This window comes from Neorhizobium sp. BETTINA12A (genome assembly GCF_023006485.1).
Lineage (GTDB): Bacteria > Pseudomonadota > Alphaproteobacteria > Rhizobiales > Rhizobiaceae > Neorhizobium.
Genome location: NZ_JALBGW010000082.1, coordinates 1 through 21,417, shown reverse-complemented (window position 1 = coordinate 21,417; position 21,417 = coordinate 1). Strand labels below are relative to the sequence as shown.

Below are 21,417 nucleotides of genomic sequence, written 5' to 3'. Positions count from 1 at the left end.
CGGCGCCAGGGGTGCCGCGACCCGAAGGCCGGAAACGAGGCTCGGGATCGCCAGCGGCACGCGCATCGACACCAGCGTCTGCCAATGGCTGGCGCCCTCCAGCGAGACGGCGTCGAGGATTTCCTGATCGGTGCGGCGAAGGCCGTCGGCAAAGGCGGAGGCGACCGGAAAGAAGATGATGATCGTCGTCATCGCCACTTTCGAGGCGAGGCCGAAGCCCAGCCAGAGAACCAGGATCGGCGCCAGTACGAAGACGGGAAAGGCCTGCAGGATCAGCACCATCGGCCAGACGAGACGGCCGAGCCGCGGCAGCGCCGCAACGCCGAAGGCCGTGGCAATGCCGAGGCCTGCGCCGATCGCGAGGCCTAGCGCGATTTCGATCAGCGTGACGGCGCTGTTCTGCAGCAGGAAACCAGGCTGCCGCAGGAAGGCGGACGCGACGGCTACAGGCGACGGCAGAATATAGTGGGGCGGAGCAAACAGCCAGACGCCCGCTTGCCAGAGCGTGACAAGCAGGACGAGGCCGATGACCGCATGGGACGCGCGCATGATGCTACGCGTCGAACCTGCACGCCAGGACCGGATATCCTCGCGGAACCACGGAAAGAATGGATGTCATCGGTCGATCTCCAGATCAGTCAATCACGGAGACCCAGGTGAAGCGGAGAAGAGAAAGTGCCGTCGGTCGACGCCTATTTCCGTTCCTACGCCGGCATAACCCGGATCAGGTTCAAGGGTCCGGCTCACCGCCATCTCAGCATCGTCAAGATGCCCCCCTCGGAATTACGACGATAACTGTCGGTTTTCAGCAATCCTGTCAAGCGGGCCGGATTGGCGGCCGTTTCCACTCAGCGCGTCGCCAGTCTTCCTTCCCGCGAGAAAGCGAAATACGAAACGCGGACAACCAGGTTGTCCGCGTTTCAAAATTCGAGTTTGCCGAATGCTGCCGGCTCAGGCAGCCTGGCTGACGGCATCCAGTGGGATCTCGACGTCGATCTCGAGGATCGTGACGTTCTCGTCACGGTCCATCTTGACCTGCACCTTGTCGCTGTCGACCTGGACGTGCTTGGCGATCACCGCAAGGATTTCTTCGCGAAGCAAGGATACGAGGTCCGAGCCGTTCGATGAGCGTTCGTGGGCGAGAAGCACCTGCAGGCGTTCGCGGGCCGTGGGTGCGGAGCGCTGTTTGCGGAAAAGGTTGAATATGGTCATGCGGCCCTCCGTGCGAAGATCTTGCCGAATATCCCCCGCTTTTCCCCGGGGATCGTGATCGGCAGAACTTCTCCTGCAAGCCGGCGTGCGGCATCGAAATAGGCCATGGCCGGTGCGCTGCGTGCGTCCGCCAGGGTGACCGGCGCACCGATATTCGAGGCGCGCAGGACATCCATGCTTTCGGGGATGATGCCGATCAGCGGGATGGAGAGGATCTCCAGCACGTCCTCGACCTTCAGCATATCGCCCCGCTCAGCGCGGTTGGCGTCGTAACGCGTCAAAAGCAGGTGCTTTTCCATCCGCTCGCCGCGCTCGGCCTTCATCGTCTTCGAATCCAGCAGACCGATGATGCGGTCCGAGTCGCGGACGGACGAGACTTCCGGATTGGTGACCACCACAGCCATGTCGGCGTGGCGCATGGCAAGCGTGGCGCCGCTTTCGATACCGGCGGGGCTATCGCAGATGACCCAGTCGAAGACTCGCTTCAATTCGGTAATGACCCGCTCCACGCCCTCGGGCGTCAGGTTGTCCTTGTCGCGCGTCTGCGATGCCGGCAGCAGGAACAGCGTCTCCAGGCGCTTGTCGCGGATCAGCGCCTGCGAGAGCTTCGCTTCGCCCTGGATGACATTGATCAGATCGTAAACGACCCGACGTTCGGCGCCCATCACGAGGTCGAGGTTGCGCAGCCCGACGTCAAAATCGACGACGACAACCCGTTCGTTTCGCTGGGCCAGAGCCGCTCCGAGTGCGGCAGTCGAGGTCGTCTTGCCAACCCCGCCCTTGCCTGAAGTGACTACGATGACTTTCCCCATCTTGCTCTCCTGTTTGCTGGCCGGTTGCGGCTCAAATAAGTTTCTCTGCCATGATCGAATCCCCTTCGAGCCAAAGCTGGACTGAATGTCCGCGAAGGCCGGGGGCCATGTCGTCCGCCATCTTGTAGATGCCGTCGATTGCCAAAAGCTCGGCTTCGAGCTTGCGGCAGAAAATGCGTGCCGATGCGTTTCCGAGCGATCCTGCCATGGCCCTGCCACGCAGGGTCCCGTAAATGTGGATCGAGCCACCAGCGATAATTTCCGCTCCCGACGCGACCGATCCGATGATCGTCACGTCGCCTTCGGGGAAGATCACCGACTGCCCCGACCGCACCGGATCGCGGATGACGATGGACTGCAAGGTCGGACGCACCTCGGGCACCGCCGGTTTCGGCTCGCTGTTGTGCAGCTCGATGATCGGCTCCTTGGCAACGGCCTCGTCGGAGACCGGCCGGCCACCTTTGAGTGCCGGAGGCATGCCTGGCCCCAGGATCGAAGGACGACCGCCTTCGATGCCCATGATATTGACGCTGCGCCCGGCAAGCTCGGCGATGAGCTCTTTCAACTGAGCGCGATCGATCGGCAGATCGGTGACATCGAGCACGACCGGTCGGCCCAGAAAGAACCCGGCGGAACGCGCCGCGAGATCATCCAGCCTGACAAGCCAGTCATCGAAGGGAAGGTCGGGAGCAAGCACGACCGCCAGAAAAGAACGGCCCTTGATACGGATAGCGCGAGCGTCTGTTAGCATTTTGGTCATCTACGTAAAGAAATCGTTGACCACTTTTAGCCCCGACATGGTTAACGATTGGTAAACAAGGACCTCTTGGAGGGCCTGGTTTTAACCGATCGTTACGATCTTCCCTTGCACCAACCCCACCTCGGCTTCATAGGCTTGGCGATGAAAAGAAGACCGGGCGTGAGGAAGAAAAAGGGCGAGGCGACAAGGCGATGCGCCGGACGCGAATCATCTCTTCCGGCGCTTCCGCGATGGCTGCGATTCTGGCTGTTATGGAGATTCGGTTGCCGCGAGAATCCGCAGAAGACCGTTTTCCGGCGAGTGCCCCTTCTCGGCGATGCGGCAACGGATCGCCTCGCCGCGTCTTCGACTTTCAGGCACGAATCGACATCGCCGGATGCCACCTGAGCGACCTCGGTTAAACGCGCGATTTTGAATTCTGAAAAACCCTCAGCCCCAAAACGAAAAAGCCTGCCGCGGGAGGAGGTGCGGCAGGCTTTCCGTAAAGAACCGAACAGCGGCTGGGAGGAGGAGTGCCGCCGTTCCTACAGACGTCCCTGGGAGGAGGAGTGGGCCGTCTGATAACACGAAGCTCTGCGGGAGGAGGTGCATCGCTTCGATAAGTATGACTATACAACGATCCTGCTCGATTGATAGTCATTATGTTGCAGTGCAGCTATACGAAAAATGCATACCTGCAAACGGGTAGTGAAAGTCTCAAAGAGGTCTGGCGCGCAGAACATCTTCTGACGCAGAAACGCCCGCGGCAATGGCGGGCGTCGTGCATGGTCCAAGCAGCAATATCGGGATTAGCGAGCGATGGCTGCGCGGGCGACGCTGCGGATGTCGGAGCGGTCGATGCCGAGGTCCTGCAGTTCGCGGCTGGTCATGCGACCGAGTTCGGTGATGGTCTGACGATACTTGCGCCAGTTGTTGAAAGAGCGTGCTACGTTCATGATCGGGTCCCTTTCCTGAGACTATCTGACGTCAGCAACCGTTCTTGGCTCCGGCGTCGTTCGATGACAGTGATATAATCCTTCCCAGCTGCCTGTAAAAGCAACAAAGCCTCAGGGCACCCATGCAAAACCTGCATTGGTCTCGCGGGAATGCCTGCTATTCTGCTTTGGTCGATGCCGCAGCGCACACCATGATCATCTCGACCTTCAGATTGGGATTGGCAAGCCGCGCCTCGAAACAGGCCCGGGCGGGCGGAGCCATGCCCGAAACCCAGGCGTCCCAGACCTCGTTCATTTCAGCATAACCGTCCATGTCAGCCAATATGATCGCGCAGAAGATCAGGCCCTGCTTGGCGCTGCCGATCTCGGCAAGCCGCGCTTCGGCTTTGGCGAGCAGTTGCCGGGTCTGTTCGGCGGTGCTCAAATCACCGTCATAAGGGGCTTGAGGCGTCACGGCGAAATAGCCGGTGCCCTGATGCACGACAGCCGAGCTTCCGCGGCTGCCGATACCGAAGCGGTCGATGATGGAGGAGAAGTCTTGAATCATGAAATGCCTGTACGGGTTCTGAACGGTGGATGAGATGTCATCGCGACGATCGGCGGCAGCGACGCCGTCGCCGCCGGGGGGGGTCTTTATAGATTTCAATTGGTGACCGATTTATTCGGCGCCGCGTGTCGTCTCGAACAGGAACCAGGCGCGGCGTTCCGTCTCGTCGATCCAGACTTCCAGCAGGCTCGTGGTAGCCACGTCGTTATGTTCGGCGCAGACTTCGTGGGCCTGGCGCAGGAACGACACGAGTTGCTGGTTGTCGTCCTTCAATTCGGCAAGCATGTCGCGCGGAGTGACGAAATCGGCGTCATTGTCGAGAAGGCGCTGCAGCCGGCCGATATGGCCGATCGATCGGATGGTCGTGCCGCCGATCTTGCGGGCACGTTCGGCGATCGCGTCGGTCATGGCAAAAATCTGCTCGCCCTGTTCGTCGAGCATCACGTGGTAATCGCGAAAATGCGGGCCGCTCATATGCCAATGAAAATTCTTGGTCTTGAGGTAGAGCGCGAACGTGTCTGCAAGCAGCGCCGCAAGCGCACCAGCAATATCGGCGGTGGCGTTGGAGGGCAGATCGGAGGGAGTGTTCAACGATGCCTTGCGGCGGCTTTCAACGGCGGTACGATCCATGGTCGTTCTCCTTGGGTGAGCCGGATGGGCTCCGGGACTTCGAAGGACTGACCGGAGGCCAGTCGAACGGGACTGATCCGAGGACGATCGGCGGAGACAGCGTGCGTCAACAGAAGTGCTCGGGAGAGCGTTCTCAGGATCGAGGACGGTTATACGACCAAGAGCAGAAATCCCATAGTGGGTTTCCGAGGTTTGCGGATGCCGGTACGGCCCACATGCCGATTGGCAATGCCTCTTCTCGCTGACCGCCCTGCCCCGTGATTGCTATTTCGCCAAGCTTGCTGATAGTTCGAGAAAAGAGCCGCGTCTGCAGACCAGAACTGCGACGGCGAACAGAACACCCTCCCCTTTTGACCACGGAGATAATCATGACACGTCCCCCGCGCCGGCCCGTCAATCCGCTCGAAGCTGCCGAGGCACTGTTCTCGCCGACCAAGAAGGCCGCCCCGGCTCCCGCCGTCGAGCGGCGTGCGCCACCCAATGTCAAGGAACTCGTGTCGCTGAAGCTCGACAGCGACGTGCTCGCCTATTTTCAGGAAGATGGCCCCGGCTGGCAGGATCGCATCAACGATACGCTCCGTGCGGCCATGAACAACAGGGATTGAACGACATGGCATGGTCACCACGCTATGGCAGGTGATCTTCGGCCTCGCTTCTGGCCGTACAAGCAGCGCGCAACCGGCGCTGTTCGACAGCGACGGTTTTGCGGCTCGGGATTTTTTAGCGCTTCGCTATGTCCATCCGCGAACAGGTCCATGAAGATTGGCTGTATCGCAAAAGATCAGGCTTATTGGAGCATTCCCGCTTCGAGTGCGGCGGACAGAAACGTCTCACGCGCAGATGCCGCGTCTACCTGTCTGCGTAGCGCAGCCGAGCAGAATTCGGTCGCCGTTCTGTAGCGCTCGTTGCGCGCGCCAGGCCATTTGTTGGTAAGGTAGATCAAGGCCTCTGCGGGAGTTCGAATAATTTCCGGAGACCTCCGCCCGACTGTTACGATCACCGGCTCCGGCCAGTTCGGATCGCTCATCACCCGTTTTTTCATGCATTTCCTCCGCTTGCAGATCAAACTTGCAGATCCGATAGTGACATGGCTTTCGCCGTCTATCTATTTGACCGCGCTTACTTCATTGGGAGTAGAGCATCACGGCTTCTGATCATCGATAGGCGCGGCAGCACCTTCCTTTTGTGCTGTCACGCACTATTTCATTTATGAGACCCAACCGCACCGCAGTGAATGACCCGCCCTGAGGACAGCTCGAAGAAACCGGATGAACGTGCCCTCAGCGAGCCCGCGCCGATGACTGACACGGAGGCGGCACCCAAAGGCGTGCCGGAGACGGGCGAGCTTCACGAAGAAGGCTTGCACCTGGGTGAATCGCCAGACGAGCAGAAAGCCAGCGGCAATTCTGCTCCCGTCTTTGGGCAAAGCGGGCGGGCCGTCCGTGAATTGCTGACCGCGCTCCGCCAGGATCTCGGGACGTCGTGGCGATCGGGCTCCCTCTGGATAAGCAACGCCGCCGCTACGCTTTGGGGGAAATACGCAAGGCCGAAAAAGCGAGAACGGAACCCGACATCCAGGACGGCTGCGGAACGCCTTTCAGCCCTCCGCAGCAAAGCCCTCTCCGCAATGGTCGCCTTGAGGCATTGGCGGCCAATTTCAAGACAGAACCAGCCATCAAGACGGTTGTCCTGGATAACCGTGGCTGCACTCGCATCGTTCGCCTGCGTCCTCGTTATGGCGGGCATTCTCATTTGGGCCTTGAAGGACGTGCCGTGGCGGGAGATCGCGGCAGGCACACTGAAGCCTGTCATCGTGCTTGAAACGGCGGATGGCGCGCCGCTTGTGCGGCAAGGCCCGTATCAGGGGCCATATGCGGCTTACAATCAGTTTCCGCAGTCCCTCGTCGACGCTGTCCTGTCGATCGAGGACAGGCGATTCATGACCCACTACGGTGTCGATCCGCAGGGAATCGGCCGCGCATTCATCAGGAATTTTCAGGCAGGCTCGGTGGTCCAGGGCGGCAGCACGATCACCCAGCAATTGATCAAGCTGCAATATCTGCAAAGCGACCGGACGCTGAAGCGGAAGATCCAGGAAGTGGTCATTGCGTTCTGGCTGGAATGGAAACTGGGCAAGCAGGAAATCCTGACCCGCTATCTGAATGCCGCCTATCTCGGTTCGGGTGCCACCGGAATGCCGGCCGCCGCACGGATTTACTTCAACAAGGACATCCGGGACCTCGATGTCTCGGAATCGGCGCTACTTGCCGGCCTCCTGAAGGCGCCGAGCCAGTTGAACCCGATCGACAATATCGAGGGCGCCCGTCAACGGACAGCGACGGTGCTCGCTGCCATGGTTGACAACGCCAAGCTGACGCCAGACGAAGCAGCCGCCGCCAGGGCGGAATTCGGCAAGCTCCGCCCGACGACGCCGACACCCCGCTCGGGAAGCTGGTTCGCCGACTGGATTTCGCCGCAGGCAAGCGAGATCGCAGGCGCCACCCCAGGCTCGACGACGGTACGCACAACCCTGGTCCCGCGTCTTCAGCGCATTGCCGAAAAGGTGATAACACAGGCTCTCGACGAAGACGGAAAGTCGCTTGGCGCCAGCCAGGCGGCGCTTGTGGCGATGACGCCAGAGGGCGCCGTCGTCGCCATGGTCGGCGGGCACGACTACAAGACGAGCCAGTTCAACCGCGCCGTCACGGCGATGCGGCAGCCCGGCTCCACGTTCAAACTTTTCGTCTATTACGCCGCCTTGAAGAAAGGACTGACCCTTTTCGACCGCGTCCTCGACGCACCGATCGAAATCGACGGGTGGTCACCTGAAAATTCCGGCGGCGCCTACCGCGGCTGGGTCACGTTGGCGGAAGCTTTCGCCCGTTCGTTGAACGCCGCAACCGTCGCCCTCGCCCAGGATGTCGGGCTCGACAACGTCGTTGCCGCCGCCAAGGAGCTCGGCATCGACACACCCCTGGCACCGACCCCATCTCTGGCGCTCGGAACATCGGAGGTGAACCTGCTCGACCTCACCAGCGCCTATGCGTCGGTTCGCCTCGGCAAGGCGCCGGTCGAGCCATGGGGGATTGTTGATTTTCGAGCATCGGGACAATCCCAGACTTTCAGGGTGGGCGAAAAGACGACGCCCTCCATCGATCTGTCGCCCTACGAGTCCGACCTGCTTGGCCTGCTCCAGCTCGTCATCGAACGCGGTACCGGCCGCGATGCAGACCCCGGCACGTTCGCGGCCGGCAAGACGGGGACCAGCCAGAACAATCGCGATGCCTGGTTCGTCGGTTTCACCGAGCCACTGGTCGTCGGCGTCTGGGTCGGGAATGACGACGACACGCCGATGAAAGGCGTGACGGGCGGCTCGCTTCCAGCCCGGATCTGGCGGGACTTCATCCGCGCGGCAATGGCCGAGCCCGCTCCCGATTTCGATCTGAACAAGGGTCTGGCAACCGGCGAGCCGGGCGCGGCGCCCTCCTGCAATATCACTGCCTGCTCCCGCAGCTACCGCTCTTTCCGGGCTTCCGACTGCACCTATCAACCTTTTCAGGGTGAGCGCAGGCTTTGCGAAAGGTGAACGCTGGCACTCGAAGCACGGAGTGGCCGCGCACCAGTTCCGAGCAAATTTCCCAAGCCGAATGAAAGTATGAGATTTAACAAAAAACGACCGCTCTGTGATTGCTCGCCGAATGAAGCTTTGCTAGAGCAAGCCGCATTGCCTGGGCGGTATCATCACCGCCGTCATGGTGGGGCGTCGCCAAGCGGTAAGGCAACGGTTTTTGGTACCGTCATCCCTGGTTCGAATCCAGGCGCCCCAGCCAGCTATTTCCGGGTCCGTTCTGGACACATGGGTTACGGTTTATTCCTGGGACATAGGTAACACTTTCGTCCCGAACGGGTGATCTCGGTCGAGCACCCAGACGACGATTTACCGCGGCGTCGATCTGCCCGTATTCGTTCCCCCAACACTTTTGCCGTCGGAACGACGGAAGATAGCGGGCGTAGGCTTCACTACCGCTATTGGACGATCCATGGCCGATCTGATGAGCCGCGTCTGAATTGCGCTGCGAATATCCATGTGGCCTTATCACTAGACATTCCGCAGTTTCAGGATCATGGGGGCCCTGTGCGCTTCGATAAAACGATCATTGAGGACGTTTTACTACTGGTTCCGAAGAAATTCGGAGATTCCCGAGGTTATTTCCTGGAGACATTTCGGAAAAGCCTTTTTGAATCCGAAGTAGGTCCTTTCACGTTCGTTCAGGACAACCGGTCCTATTCGGCAGAAGCAGGAACTGTCCGCGGTCTTCACTTTCAAACCAATCCTCGTGCGCAAGGCAAGCTGGTCTCGTGTTCCAGCGGCGCATTCCTGGATGTGGCGGTTGATATCCGTACCGGATCGCCGACCTATGGCAAGTTCGTCTCGGTGGAACTATCGGCCGAAAATGCCCTTCAGCTTTGGCTGCCGCCGGGTTTCGCACATGGGTTCTGCACCCTGACGGCAGATACGGTCATCACCTACAAAGTGACCGACTATTACAGCGCGGAACACGAGCGTGGCCTGCTCTGGAACGATCCCGAGCTTGGGATCGAATGGCCTGTCGCGGCAGACAAGGCGATTCTCTCGGAAAAGGATCGGGGGCAGCCGACGCTCGCCGAGCTTCAGTCCAACTTCAGTTATGCCGTCAACGATCAATTCGGCAGACTCAGCCGCAGCGGTTGACGAGAGCTTTTGGGGGTAATCCAAGGCATGCGCGTGCTTGTGACCGGTGGGGCGGGGTTCATTGGATCGGCGGTCATCCGCTACCTCGTGCTCGAAAAGGGGTACGAGGTCCTGAACATCGATAAATTGACCTATGCCGGCACGCTGACATCGCTGAGGTCGGTTGAAGGCAAGCCGTCTTATCGGTTCTTCAAGATAGACATATGCGATGCTGCGGCGGTGAGTTCCGCGATTTCGACATTCGGGCCAGACCGCGTGATGCATCTGGCCGCCGAAAGCCATGTCGACCGTTCCATCCTCGGTGCGCGCCAATTCGTCGAAACCAATATTCTCGGTTCTTTCACCATGCTCGAATGTGTCCGGGAGTACTGGGCGTCGCTTGAGCGTCGGAAAAAGGATGCTTTCCGCTTCCTGCATGTTTCGACGGATGAGGTCTACGGCTCGCTGGGGCGAGATGGGCTGTTCTCGGAAACGACGCCCTACGACCCGAGTTCACCCTATTCTGCATCGAAGGCCGCATCGGACCATCTCGCCAAGGCATGGGCACGCACCTACGACATGCCGGTCATCGTCTCCAACTGCTCGAACAACTACGGCCCCTTCCACTTTCCGGAAAAGCTGATCCCGCTGACGATTCTCAATGCGCTCGAAGGCAAATCTCTGCCAGTCTATGGGAGCGGCGCGAATATTCGCGACTGGCTTTACGTCGAGGATCATGCCCGGGCGCTGGATCTCATCGCCGAGCGCGGCAGGGTCGGCGAAACCTATAACGTCGGAGGTCGCAATGAGCGCAGCAATATCGACGTTGTAAAACGCATCTGCGCGATCCTGGACTATTTGCGGCCGGGCGGAGCCCCCCACGAAAATCTGGTCCGGTTCGTGACCGACAGGCCGGGGCATGATGCACGTTACGCGATCGACGCGAGCAAACTGGAAACGGAATTGGGCTGGAAGGCGCAGGAGAGCTTCGAGACCGGGATCGAAAAGACGGTGCGCTGGTATCTCGACAATGAATGGTGGTGGGCGCCGCTTCGCCAGGGATATGACGGCAGTCGCCTCGGGCTTCTCAAGGCCGGGGCTGGATGATGGGCAATCCCAAGCGATACGTGGTCACCGGGCTCAAGGGACAGGTCGTTCAGTCTCTCCTCGAAAACACGAAGAAGCGAACCGATGTCGAAATCATTGCGCTCGGCCGCCCTGAACTCGATCTGGCGATGCCGGAGACAATCGCTGCAGCGATCGAGGCCGCGCGTCCCGACCTGATCGTCTCCGCAGCCGCCTTCACCGGGGTGGATCAGGCCGAAATCGACAGGGAAGAGGCCTTCACCGTCAACGCAACAGGCCCTGCGGAACTGGCGCGCGTAGCGGCAGCACTCCGAGTGCCGATCGTCCACCTGTCCACCGACTATGTCTTCGACGGCAGCAAGTCCTCCCCCTATGTCGAATCCGATCCGGTCGCACCGCTTGGCGTCTATGGCCGCGACAAATTGGTAGGCGAGCGGAACGTGGCGGCCGCAACCGAAAACCATGCCATCCTCCGCACCGCCTGGGTCTACAGCCCGTTCAGCCGGAATTTCTTGCGCACCATGCTGAGGGTCGCCGAGGCAAGGGAAGAGGTGCAAGTCGTCGAGGATCAGATCGGAAACCCGACTTCGGCGATCGATATTGCCGATGCCATCATCGCCGTCGGGCAAAATCTGCTGGCTTCAAACGACCGTGCACTGCGCGGCATCTTTCATATGGCCGGAACGGGCGCGGCGAGCTGGGCAGACTTCGCAGACGAGATTTTCAAAATTTCGGCGGCAAATGGCGGGCCTTCCGCAAGGGTCGTCCGCATCCCCACCAGCGCCTACCCGACACCCGCCCGGCGACCCGCCAATTCGCAACTGGACTGTTCAAGACTCTACAGGCGCCACGGCATCGTCATGCCCGATTGGCGGGGCTCGACGGGATATGTCGTCAGGCGCCTGCTGGATCCGGTCGACCTTGAAAACAGAAAGTTCGGGAGGTGAAATGATGAAGGGGATTATTCTCGCCGGAGGCAGCGGCACGCGGCTACACCCGATGACCCAAGTGCTGTCCAAACAGTTGATGCCGATCTATGACAAACCGATGATCTATTATCCCCTGTCGACGCTGATGCTGGCGGGGATCCGCGACATCCTGATCATATCGACGCCCAAGGATCTCCCGAATTTCCAGCTGCTGCTCGGCGACGGTTCCAAATGGGGTCTCTCGTTGTCCTATGCGGAACAACCCTCTCCTGACGGCCTTGCGCAGGCCTATATCATCGGCGCCGACTTCATCGGCTCCAGCTCGTCCTGCCTCGTCCTCGGCGACAACATCTTTTTCGGCCATGGCATTACCGACCTCTTCAAAAGCGCCATGGCGCGGGAAAGCGGCGCCACAGTTTTTGCCTACCATGTCAACGATCCGCAGCGTTACGGCGTGGTCGAGTTCGACAAGCAGATGAAGGCGGCTTCGATCGAAGAAAAACCGGAACGCCCTCGTTCGAACTGGGCCGTTACCGGCCTCTATTTCTATGACAAGGACGTCGTCGACATTGCTGCCAACCTGAGACCTTCCGCCCGAGGCGAGCTGGAGATCACCGACGTCAATCGGGCCTATCTCGATCGCGGCACGCTCCATGTCGAGATGATGGGACGCGGGTATGCCTGGCTCGACACAGGAACACCGGACAGCCTGTTGGAAGCGTCGGAATTCGTGTCGACGCTGGAACGCCGCCAGGGCGTCAAGATTTCCTGCCCCGAGGAGATTGCCTATCGCCTGAACTTCATCGACGCCGTTCAGCTTGAAGGCCTCGCCAGGCAATATGGGAAGAGCGCCTATGGACGCTATCTGACGGGGCTTCTGGAGGCTCCCGAACCGCTGCAGGTCCACAAACCGCTTAGCCTGGTCGGGTAAGTTGAAGCGCTCTCGAGCGGATCAGCTTTTCGCCGGGATCTCCAGGCGCACGACGTTTGTTGATTTCTCCGTCGAAATCTGGGCCGCCTCCAGTGAAGCAGTCAGGTCTTCGATCTTGAACGGCTTGGCCACAACCGGGCACCCGACCTCCGTGCCAGCCTCAAGCTTGTCGCTGTAGCCGGTCATCAGAACAACCGGCAGGCGCGAGTTCTTCCGACGTATTTCTTCGGCAAGCTCGATGCCGGACATGCCCGGCATCATGATGTCGCTGATCACCGCCTCGATCTCCGGGTGACGTTCGAGAACCTCGATTGCCTCGCTGCCGCTTGTCGCCACGAAAATCGTGGAAACCAATCCTTCCAAAGCCAGGCGCACCGATTCCAGCGAAGACGGCGTGTCGTCCACTATCAACAGCTGGCCAGGAAGATCTACCCCTGGCTTTGCGGGTTCGCGTGGAATGCGCTGTTCGTTCGAGCGAGGAAGCAGCAACGTGAAGGCACTGCCGTGGCCAACCACGCTCGACACCTTGACGGCACCGCCGCTCCCTTTCGCAAAGCTATGGACCTGGGTCAGTCCGAGACCTGGGCCGCCGTTCTTCTTCGTGGAGAAAAACGGCTCGAACACCCGCCCCAGATGCTCGGATGCGACGCCTGTTCCGGTGTCTGCGATCGTCAAGGCAATAAATTGTCCTTGAAGCGTCGGATCTTCCGCAGCGCCATCGAGGACATTTCTTGCCGAAATCGTTACCTGACCACCGCTGCCCATCGCCTCGCGCGCATTGGTCAGGAAATTGATCAGCGCGATCTCAAGACCCGCGGGATCCACGTGAACGGGCCAGATGTCATCCGGAACGTTGATGTCCATGACAATCGTGTCATCGACGGCTTGTCGCAGCAGCGGTCTCAATTCGGCAAGCTTGATGTCCAGCTCCACATGTCCGGCACCTTGGTTGGAGCGCCTGGAGAAAGACAGCAGTCGTTGGGTGATCGTCTTTCCCCTCGTCACTCCGTCACTCATGTGCGAAAGGAGCTGCGTCACCCGCTGCTCATCGTTCCGCCTCCTCCTGATGCCCTCGACGCCTGACTGGAACACCATGAGCAGGTTGTTGAAATCATGGGCTGCCTGGCCCGTCAGCTTTCCGAGCGCATCCATTCGCTGCCAGTTTGCCATGCTTTCGCGTTCGCGGTTCCTGGCCCGAATCTCCCTGTGAAAGAGAAAGGCAGCCGAACCTGAGAGCAGCAGCGTAAAGCAGCTAGCTGCGGCGAGCAGCAATGTCGCCTTGCGCGCCAGCCTGTCATATTCGGCAACCGGCAGACCTACCCTCACCCGCCATGGGGTTTCCCCCAGCGCAACTTCGGCAACCCGCAACTCCTGCCCGTTTTTGAGCGTTGCCAGACCAAAATCCGTTCCGGAAAAGTTTGCGAACTCGCTTGCCGCGTTACCGGCGAGAGCAGGAGCGCCGGTGGAAGCGACAAGGCGATCCTGACCGTCGACGATCCAGGCCGCCCAGTTTTCCGGCAGCCCGTTGGCGTAGAGGAGGTTTGTCACGATCGTCGGACGGATGACAACCGACAGAATGGCTCGCAGCTTGTCATTCCTCTGGATCGGAACCCTCACGGCAAAGGCGGCCTGCCCTCGGGGCCCGATCGAAACATTGCCGATCACAGCGCCGCCCGTGCGAACCACGGCCTGGTGGCTCTCGATGTCCACGACCTGTTTTTCAACCGAACCCTCCAGCGGCGGCAGCGACAGCACCACCTCGCCCTTTTCGTCCGATATCCGGATCTGCTCCCATTCAGGCACTCGCTCCCGCAGGCGTCGAGCGGTCTCGGCGAAGGCGGAACGGGGAATGGGCGGATCGAGACGGGGCGAATCCGCAACGACGGTCAGAAGCTGAATCTGGCTTTTAAGCTCGCGCTGAAGCGTGGCGGCCATGGCCGTCGCTTTGCTGCGAATGTCGGCGTCGAGCGCGTTCTGCTGCTCCTGAATGAAGAACCTGCCCATCACTGCGGCGAGAATGATAAGCGGGATGAGCGACGCAGTAACGAGAAGGAGCGCTGGCCGGGTTTGATTCAACTGATACTCCGATATCCGTTGTTCACGTTCCATCAAATAAGCCAGAGCCTGAAACTTGCAACGCCAATTTGGGCAGGAAGCTCAGCGCCGCGCCGGATGGCTGGAGAGATTGCATCGATCAGCGTCATGCAAATGACGATGTCAACGGTCGACCGTTCTTTCCTCCGCCTTTTCCACGCCACAACGACACGTTCTCCGTAAGATCGGATTCTCCAATGACCGGAGGCGAGCTGTCCCGCAACCGCAGGCTTGTGGACCTGCTCTTCCAACCAACCGGAGCGGAGCATATCCATTTTTCCGCCGCGACTCAGCGATCCGGCACCAGCGCGTTCAACGTGCGGGCCAATAGCGCCACGCCACCGGCCAAATAGACCGCAGCGCCGACCAGCAGCATGACAACGCCGCCGACCTGTTGATCCGTGGCCGCGTCGAGCGTAACGCCGAGGCAGGTCACGTCTCCTTCTCCATAAAGCGGACGCGGCGAAAGTGCCAGCAGCGCGCCAAGCAGGGTCATATGCATGGATGTGAAAAGCAGACCGAACGTGCCGGCAAGGCGCCGCTCCTCCTTTCCGGCCAGCCCGCCGCCAAGGCAGGCGAGCCAAAGCGCCAGCCCTGCCCCGAAAAAGATTGCCTGCTCGAGTGCCGCGACAGCAATCGAGCTTTCGGAAAGCGCCCGAAGCGCCGGGATATGCCAGACCCAGACCGCGAAAAGCTCGATGACAGAGGCAAGCAGCGGAGTGAACCACGGCCGGCCGGCGGTAAAATCCCGCTCCGTCCCCGATATTCCGACAGCAACCAGCGGCGCGGCGCCCGCCACCACTCCCATATGCGCAATCATGTGGACGGAAAAGGAATTGCGGTCGGCAAAGGGCAGAAACATGCCCCACAGCAACAGCAGCAGGACGAAGCCGGTTGTGAGCGCCGCCTTTGTCATGGCTGACACTCGGCGATGAAGATCAGCGGGATGGACGCGAAAACCACGGCGACGAAGCTGAGGCCAGACAGCAGCAGTGTCGCAAAGCCTTGGAACAGGGTACGGGCATCGCGGGTCGGCTCGTCATGCGGCGGATCGGCCGCTCCGAAACCCCATTGCCGCCAGGCGAGATACCCCGACAGCACGATCATCGCCAGCGCCAGCACAGTCACGATGACAAGTGCGATCCGCACGCCGTCGAAAGTGAACGAGGATGGCAGCCGCTTGGCGCAGAACACCGCAACCGTGACGTAACAGGCGATGAAATGCAGCGCCCAGACGGTCGGCGCCGTAAATAGGGTCCAAAGCGTTTCGACTTCGCGCGGAATGATGCTTTTCATGATGCCACCATCGGGAAAAGGCCGAGGACCGCGAAGGTGACGACGGCGGTAAAGGCCATGAAATGCCAGTAGAGTGCGACGTTGCGGATATCCTGGTCATATTCCGCGGTCATCCTGCCGGCGACGCTGCGGGCGAGGCAATAGGCCTGCATGATCGCGCCGACCACGCCGTGCGTCACCGTCCAGATTGCGACGATCCAGACGATGGCCGGATAGACATTCGCTGTCGGATCCATGCCATGCAGATAGGGACCGGCAAGGCCCGCAAGCGAGGCGGCGACCGAAACGGCGAAGGCGGCGGTGAGCGCCAACCGCGCATCCGGCCGACCCTTGTCGTTGAGTTGGCGCGCCAGCAGCGTCAGCGTCCAGGCGATGACGTAGAGCACCAGCGCCGCCATCGGCCACAGGACGCCCGGCCCTTTGGCGATCGCGGTGAAATCGTCATGGATGGTCCAGTAGAAGAAATAACCGAAAATCAGGCTCGCGAACGCCGTGCCGTCGCCGACCATGGTGATGAACATCGCCCACCAGCCGACCGAAGCCGGCCCGGAGACATAGATCGGCAGCTTCCCGCCTAGCCCGACATCGATCTCCGGTGCCTCCGGTATCGGCGCCGTTCCGTTCCAGAGCCAGTGGATGACGGCTAAGAAGGTGATGATCGCGAAGACGATCGTGGTGATCCACATTTTGAAGGTCAACGCGATGAACACACCGCCGAGCGCGATCGCCGCGATGATCGTCACGTAGGAGACGCCGCCGACCCGCAGACACTGGATCGGCTTCGCATCCAGGACAGAGGTCACCAGCGTCTCGCGCTTGCCGGACTTCGCATCCGGCAGATAGAAGCGCCCGGCCTCGATATCCGCCTGCAGGTTTGGCTGATCCCAGAGCGGATAGCGGCTGTTAATGATCGGCACCGAGCGCATGCCCCAGCTTTCCGACGGATCGTTGGTCCATTCGAGCGTGCCGGAATTCCAGGGGTTGAGATCGCGCCCTGCCGGTTGTTGTTTCGGGCGAAAAATGTCGATGACGAAGGTCGCGACACCGGCGGCGAAGACGAAGGCACCGATGGTCGAGATGAGGTTGAACCAGTCCCAGCCGATATCTTCCGGATAGGTGAAGACCCGCCGCGGCATGCCGCGCAGGCCGGAGAAGTGCATGGGGAAGAAGGCGACGTTGAACCCGGCAAACATCAGCCAGAAAGCGGCCCTGCCCCAGGCATCGCTGAGCTTCTTACCCGTCACGAACGGAAAATAATAATAGATGCCGGCGACGACCGGAAACAGCATGCCGCCGATCAGCACGTAGTGCAGGTGCGCGACGACGAAATACGTGTCATGCGCCTGCCAGTCGAACGGTACGAGCGCCACCATGACACCCGTCAGGCCGCCGATCACGAAGATGATCAGCCCGCCTGCCCCGAACAGCATCGGCACAGAAAAGATCACCCGGCCGGCGAGCATGGTGGCTATGAACACGAAAATCTGCACGCCGGTCGGGATCGCCACCGCCTCCGATGCCGCCGAGAAAAAAGCGAGCGAGATCTGCGGCAGGCCAGTCGCGAACATGTGGTGCACCCAGAGCCCGAAACTTAGGAAACCCGTACCGACGGCAGCCAGGACGATCCACGAATAACCAACGATCGGCCGCTGCGAGAAGGTCGGCACGATCATCGCCATCAAAGCGATTGCGGGCAGGAAGATGATGTAGACTTCCGGGTGGCCGAAGATCCAGAACAGGTGCTGCCAAAGCAGCGGATCGCCGCCTCGCCTCGCGTCGAAGAACGGCCAGTCGAACATCCGCTCCATCTCGAACAGGATGTCGCCCGCGATCAACGGCGGAAAGGCAAAAAGGATCATGCCCGCGACGATCAGCAGATACCAGGCGAACATCGGCATGATGTTGATACGCATGCCGGGCGCCCGGCATTTCATGATGCCGACGATGATCTCGACGGCTGCGGCAATCGACGCCACTTCGATGAAGGACAGGCCGAGCAGCCAGATATCCGCGCCGATGCCGGCATATTCGTCGTCGGTCGCAAGCGGCGGATACATGAACCAGCCGGCGTTCGGGGCGGCGTTGAAGAAGATCGAGCCGCAGACGAAGACGCCGCCGATGAGAAAACTCCAGAAGCCGAAGGCGGACAGCCGCGGAAACGGCAGCTCCCGGGCGCCAAGCATTGACGGCAGCAGGAAGATCGCGACGGCTTCGAAGATCGGCACCGCGAACAGGAACATCATCACCGTGCCATGCAGCGTGAAGGCCTGGTTGAAGAGTTCGGCGGAGATGAGGTCGTTCTGCGGCACCGCCAGTTGCAGGCGCATCAGGAGCCCGAGCAGGCCGGCGAACAGCATGAAGGCAAAGGCGGTGACGCCATACCACAACCCGATCTCGCTGTTGTTGACAGACGTCCAGTAGCGGATGCCCTTCGGCGTCTCCCATACCTTGCGGAGCCGTTCCTCCTGCGCCGCCCGTTCTTCCGGCGGAAAATTGCCGAGCTCCATGGTCATCTGAGCCCCTTCAGGTAGGCGGCGATCCGATCGATCTCCGCCTCCTCCAGCATAGAGAAGTGCGGCATGCGCGCCTCCGGCTTGACCTTGCCGGGATCGCGTATGAAGCGGGCGACTTGCTCCTCTCCATTGGGAAGCGTCCCCGCTCCCACAGAACCGCGCTCGCCGAAGGCGGTCAGATCGGGACCGATCGTCCCCCTCGCCTCCGTGCCGGAAATGGCATGGCAGGCGGCACAACCGTGGCGAAGGAAGAGCGCCAACCCCTCTTTATCCTGTCCGCCGGACGCGTTGCGACGCGCAGCGACCCAGTCCTCGTACGCCTCCGGTTCCATCGCATGGACGGTGAAAGCCATCAGCGCGTGACTGGCGCCGCAGAACTCTGCGCAGACGCCCCGATAGGTACCGGGCTTTTCCGCCTCCAGTGTCAGGCGGTTCTCACGGCCGGGTATCATGTCCATCTTGCCGCCGAGCACGGGTATCCAGAAGGAATGGATAACGTCGGGCGATTTCAGCAGAAAGACGACGCGCTCTCCGGTCGGTACGCGCACTTCATTGGCCGTTTCGAAAACGACCGCGCCACCGTCATCGAGATAACGCACCCGCCACCAGAACTGCTCGCCGGTCACCTCGACGCGCCGCAGGCCGCGATCTTCTGCCTGGAACCAGGGCCGGACATTGGGCATCAGCCAGACGGCATAGGAAAGGAGGGCCGCAAGGATGACCGACGGCAAAACAGTCCCGCCCCAGAGGATGAGCTGCCCCGCGCCTTTTTCCGAATAGGTTCGACGCTTGCGCGCGGCATGGAACAGCAGCCCGACGACACCCGCCCAGATCACCGCGCCGCCGGTCAGCATGACGAAAAAGAGGGTTGCGACCGCGCTTGCCTCGCTGCCTGCCGGATCGAGTGCCGACTGGACGCCGGAACATGACGCCAAAAGCGGAAACAGAAGAAGGATGATCGTGGCTCGGATTGCCGGCCGATGGCCGCCCGAAATGCCGTCCCGGCCGATGTCTCGTCCTGATCGGATTGGCCGGCCAACGCCGGTCAAGCGGTCATCATCCATTCGACAAGCACCCATCGTGCCATTCGGCCGTCAGCCGGACATGGAGCCGCAACGCACGACCTGAGGCTTTGTTCCAGGAAAGAAGACCGGACCAAGATTGTTTACAAACAGGTCCGCCTCCGGAGGGAAATCAGCACGAGTAGTACCGGTCGCCGCGCATCCGATCCCGTGAGCACTCGAAAATAGTGCCCGGATTGATCTCGATCACTGATGACGCTGCTGATGCGGGTAATTTCACCTTTTAACCCAAAAGGGAGGTTACCATGCCGCTGAAATTGAAGTCAGGATTCTTGACATCCTCCGGACAGGAGGGTCGCCTGTTGATGGATACAGGGATCGGCGACCAAGTCGTCGTGGTTACCCACAATGCGCTTGAGGCCATCGCCGATCCCCCACGCGCCGACGAATTCAGGCTGCAGGAACATATCGAAGTCTTCAGCCGGATTGCGAGCGACAAGTTCGACGGAAAACAATTCGATCCGACCGGCCATATTCGCGTGACGTCCGAGGACGTCCGCACGTGGCGCAATATCGGCCGATAGATGTCGGATGCTCCAGGCCCAGCCAATATAGCACCTGAAGACGTGGAGGCTGCTCAGGCCACAGCAGGTTCCGGACGACGGCGAACCTGCAAGACAGCGCCGCGACCGGCCCCTTCCGGATACCTGTCATTCGCCCTGTGGTCTGAAGACGTCGAGCCATTGGAGTAGCCTCACGAAGCGCGGGCTCCCTTGTCCGCCTGATCGAGCAATGCAAGCAGGCCCTTCAGGATCTCTGTCGGGGGCGGCGGGCAGCCTGGAATATGAAGGTCCACCGGCACGACCTTCGAAACCCCGCCCATGACCGCATAGCTATCTGCGAAGCAGCCGCCGTCGCGGGCGCAACTGCCGAGCGCCACGACCCATTTGGGACCGGGCGTAGCGTTGTAGGTCCGTTCCAGCGCCTCGGCCATGTTCCGCGTCACCGGACCGGTGACCATCAGCACATCGGCATGCCGCGGCGAGGCGACGAAGCGGATGCCGAAACGCTCGATATCGTAAAAGACGTTGCTCAGCGCATGCATTTCCAATTCGCAGCCGTTGCAGGAGCCTGCGTCGACGGCGCGGATCGACAGGCTGCGGCCAAGCCGGCGACGGGCCGACCTATCGACGGCCGTGGCAAGCTCCTCTATCGCCGCATCGGATTGTCGCGGGGCCGCTTCTGTGAGCGGCGGCCGGATCAGACTTTCGAAAAGGAGCCTGCGCATGGCTATCTGCCTCCGTTAGAGATCGTGGCCGGAATAGGAGCAGTTGAAGGATTTGTTGCAGAGCGGGAAATCGGCAACGATGTTCCCTTCGATGGCGGCTTCCAGCAACGGCCACTGGAACCACGAAGGATCGCGCAGATGGCACCGATCCACCCGGTTGCCGGCAAGCCTGAGCCAGACAAGGATGTCGCCGCGAAAACCTTCCACGACGGCCATGCCTTCGCGCACCTCCCCGTTGTCGGCTACGTCATGCCGTGTGGGGCCGGGCGGCAACTGGTCGAGAATCTGTTCGATGAGCGAGAGGCTCTGCTCGACCTCACGGATGCGGATCCAGATGCGCGCGTTGACGTCTCCTTGGTCGAGTACCGGCACATCGAAGCGGAGAACATCGTAGGGCGGATAGGGCAAAGCGCGCCGGACATCGAAGGCGCGCCCGGACGCACGCCCGACATAGCCCCCGGCGCCGTAAAGCCGGGCGAGATCCGGCACGAGGATGCCTGTGCCCACCATCCGGTCCTGCAAAGATGCGGTATTGTCATAGAGATCCACCAGCGCCGGAAACTTTCTGCGGATCTCGGCAAGCAGCGTGCGCAGGCCCGCCGCCCCGGCCTCGTCGAGATCGGCGGCGACGCCGCCGGGCACGATGCAGTC

At 60.8% G+C, this 21,417-nt stretch carries 22 protein-coding genes, 1 tRNA gene, 1 pseudogene and 1 riboswitch; of the genes and pseudogenes, 9 read left to right on the top strand and 15 right to left on the bottom strand.

The window, feature by feature from the left end:
• From MOV61_RS18850 to MOV61_RS18820, 7 genes are all read right to left on the bottom strand, one after another.
• A partial coding sequence (locus MOV61_RS18850; protein WP_247137666.1) for an ABC transporter permease occupies positions 1-549 on the bottom strand: 549 nt, incomplete at its 3' end.
• 135 nt (positions 550-684) lie between these two features.
• Positions 685-788, bottom strand: a riboswitch (TPP riboswitch).
• A gap of 163 nt (positions 789-951) precedes the next feature.
• Complete coding sequence (minE, locus tag MOV61_RS18845; RefSeq protein WP_038543946.1) at positions 952-1,212, bottom strand: cell division topological specificity factor MinE; 261 nt, start codon at positions 1,210-1,212, stop codon at positions 952-954.
• Positions 1,209-2,024, bottom strand: a complete 816-nt coding sequence (gene minD, locus MOV61_RS18840; protein WP_038543948.1) for a septum site-determining protein MinD — start codon at positions 2,022-2,024, stop codon at positions 1,209-1,211. The genes minE and minD overlap by 4 nt, the downstream gene beginning before the upstream one ends.
• Before the next feature lie 31 nt (positions 2,025-2,055).
• Positions 2,056-2,784, bottom strand: a complete 729-nt coding sequence (minC, locus tag MOV61_RS18835; protein WP_247137665.1) for a septum site-determining protein MinC — start codon at positions 2,782-2,784, stop codon at positions 2,056-2,058.
• 788 nt (positions 2,785-3,572) lie between these two features.
• On the bottom strand, positions 3,573-3,719 hold the full coding sequence (locus tag MOV61_RS18830; RefSeq protein ID WP_247137664.1) for a DUF1127 domain-containing protein: 147 nt from the start codon (positions 3,717-3,719) through the stop codon (positions 3,573-3,575).
• A 157-nt stretch (positions 3,720-3,876) separates the two neighbouring features.
• A complete protein-coding gene (locus MOV61_RS18825; protein ID WP_247137663.1) occupies positions 3,877-4,266 on the bottom strand; it encodes a RidA family protein in 390 nt (129 codons plus the stop codon).
• Between the two features lie 111 nt (positions 4,267-4,377).
• Positions 4,378-4,896 (bottom strand): Dps family protein, encoded by a 519-nt coding sequence (locus MOV61_RS18820; protein ID WP_046599676.1) that lies wholly within the window; start codon positions 4,894-4,896, stop codon positions 4,378-4,380.
• A 368-nt stretch (positions 4,897-5,264) separates the two neighbouring features.
• Between MOV61_RS18820 and MOV61_RS18815 the strand changes: the two genes are divergently transcribed.
• On the top strand, positions 5,265-5,501 hold the full coding sequence (locus MOV61_RS18815; RefSeq protein ID WP_247137662.1) for a BrnA antitoxin family protein: 237 nt from the start codon (positions 5,265-5,267) through the stop codon (positions 5,499-5,501).
• A gap of 10 nt (positions 5,502-5,511) precedes the next feature.
• Complete coding sequence (locus tag MOV61_RS18810) at positions 5,512-5,655, top strand: hypothetical protein (RefSeq protein WP_408962402.1); 144 nt, start codon at positions 5,512-5,514, stop codon at positions 5,653-5,655.
• 28 nt (positions 5,656-5,683) lie between these two features.
• On the opposite strand, the gene MOV61_RS18805 is transcribed toward MOV61_RS18810, so the two are convergent.
• Entirely contained in the window at positions 5,684-5,938 is a 255-nt protein-coding gene (locus MOV61_RS18805; protein ID WP_038543958.1) for a DUF982 domain-containing protein, read from the bottom strand.
• A gap of 693 nt (positions 5,939-6,631) precedes the next feature.
• Here MOV61_RS18805 and MOV61_RS18800 point away from each other — a divergent pair.
• The 6 genes from MOV61_RS18800 to rfbA all read left to right on the top strand — a co-directional run bounded on the left by MOV61_RS18800 (position 6,632) and on the right by rfbA (position 12,553).
• Positions 6,632-8,482, top strand: a complete 1,851-nt coding sequence (locus tag MOV61_RS18800) for a PBP1A family penicillin-binding protein (protein ID WP_247137668.1) — start codon at positions 6,632-6,634, stop codon at positions 8,480-8,482.
• A 170-nt stretch (positions 8,483-8,652) separates the two neighbouring features.
• A tRNA-Gln gene (locus MOV61_RS18795) sits at positions 8,653-8,726 on the top strand.
• A 305-nt stretch (positions 8,727-9,031) separates the two neighbouring features.
• Positions 9,032-9,628, top strand: a complete 597-nt coding sequence (rfbC, locus tag MOV61_RS18790) for a dTDP-4-dehydrorhamnose 3,5-epimerase (RefSeq protein ID WP_247137667.1) — start codon at positions 9,032-9,034, stop codon at positions 9,626-9,628.
• A 27-nt stretch (positions 9,629-9,655) separates the two neighbouring features.
• Positions 9,656-10,714: a dTDP-glucose 4,6-dehydratase gene (rfbB, locus tag MOV61_RS18785; protein WP_247137661.1), complete on the top strand. Its 1,059-nt coding sequence runs from the start codon at positions 9,656-9,658 to the stop codon at positions 10,712-10,714.
• The gene (rfbD, locus tag MOV61_RS18780; protein WP_247137660.1) at positions 10,711-11,640 is read left to right on the top strand and encodes a dTDP-4-dehydrorhamnose reductase; all 930 of its coding nucleotides are present in this window, start codon (positions 10,711-10,713) and stop codon (positions 11,638-11,640) included. The genes rfbB and rfbD overlap by 4 nt, the downstream gene beginning before the upstream one ends.
• Before the next feature lie 4 nt (positions 11,641-11,644).
• Positions 11,645-12,553: a glucose-1-phosphate thymidylyltransferase RfbA gene (gene rfbA, locus MOV61_RS18775; protein WP_247032887.1), complete on the top strand. Its 909-nt coding sequence runs from the start codon at positions 11,645-11,647 to the stop codon at positions 12,551-12,553.
• Positions 12,554-12,574: 21 nt separating this feature from the next.
• On the opposite strand, the gene MOV61_RS18770 is transcribed toward rfbA, so the two are convergent.
• The 5 genes from MOV61_RS18770 to coxB all read right to left on the bottom strand — a co-directional run bounded on the left by MOV61_RS18770 (position 12,575) and on the right by coxB (position 19,520).
• The gene (locus MOV61_RS18770) at positions 12,575-14,662 is read right to left on the bottom strand and encodes a response regulator (RefSeq protein ID WP_247137659.1); all 2,088 of its coding nucleotides are present in this window, start codon (positions 14,660-14,662) and stop codon (positions 12,575-12,577) included.
• Between the two features lie 274 nt (positions 14,663-14,936).
• A complete protein-coding gene (locus MOV61_RS18765) occupies positions 14,937-15,563 on the bottom strand; it encodes a cytochrome c oxidase assembly protein (RefSeq protein ID WP_247137658.1) in 627 nt (208 codons plus the stop codon).
• A complete protein-coding gene (locus tag MOV61_RS18760) occupies positions 15,560-15,943 on the bottom strand; it encodes a hypothetical protein (protein ID WP_247137657.1) in 384 nt (127 codons plus the stop codon). The genes MOV61_RS18765 and MOV61_RS18760 overlap by 4 nt, the downstream gene beginning before the upstream one ends.
• A complete protein-coding gene (gene ctaD / locus MOV61_RS18755) occupies positions 15,940-18,456 on the bottom strand; it encodes a cytochrome c oxidase subunit I (protein ID WP_247137656.1) in 2,517 nt (838 codons plus the stop codon). The genes MOV61_RS18760 and ctaD overlap by 4 nt, the downstream gene beginning before the upstream one ends.
• Positions 18,453-19,520: a cytochrome c oxidase subunit II gene (gene coxB / locus MOV61_RS18750; RefSeq protein WP_247137655.1), complete on the bottom strand. Its 1,068-nt coding sequence runs from the start codon at positions 19,518-19,520 to the stop codon at positions 18,453-18,455. Before coxB ends, ctaD begins: the two co-directional genes overlap by 4 nt.
• A gap of 323 nt (positions 19,521-19,843) precedes the next feature.
• Between coxB and MOV61_RS18745 the strand changes: the two genes are divergently transcribed.
• The gene (locus tag MOV61_RS18745) at positions 19,844-20,062 is read left to right on the top strand and encodes a hypothetical protein (protein WP_309493821.1); all 219 of its coding nucleotides are present in this window, start codon (positions 19,844-19,846) and stop codon (positions 20,060-20,062) included.
• 170 nt (positions 20,063-20,232) lie between these two features.
• Here the strand turns inward: MOV61_RS18745 and MOV61_RS18740 are convergent, their stop codons facing one another.
• Both MOV61_RS18740 and MOV61_RS18735 read right to left on the bottom strand, forming a co-directional pair.
• Positions 20,233-20,766 carry an NADH-quinone oxidoreductase subunit B family protein gene (locus tag MOV61_RS18740; RefSeq protein ID WP_247137654.1) on the bottom strand — a complete coding sequence of 178 codons (534 nt, stop codon included), beginning with the start codon at positions 20,764-20,766 and terminating at the stop codon, positions 20,233-20,235.
• Positions 20,767-20,781: 15 nt separating this feature from the next.
• Positions 20,782-21,417, bottom strand: a pseudogene (locus tag MOV61_RS18735) (hydrogenase expression protein HypE); the annotation flags it as partial.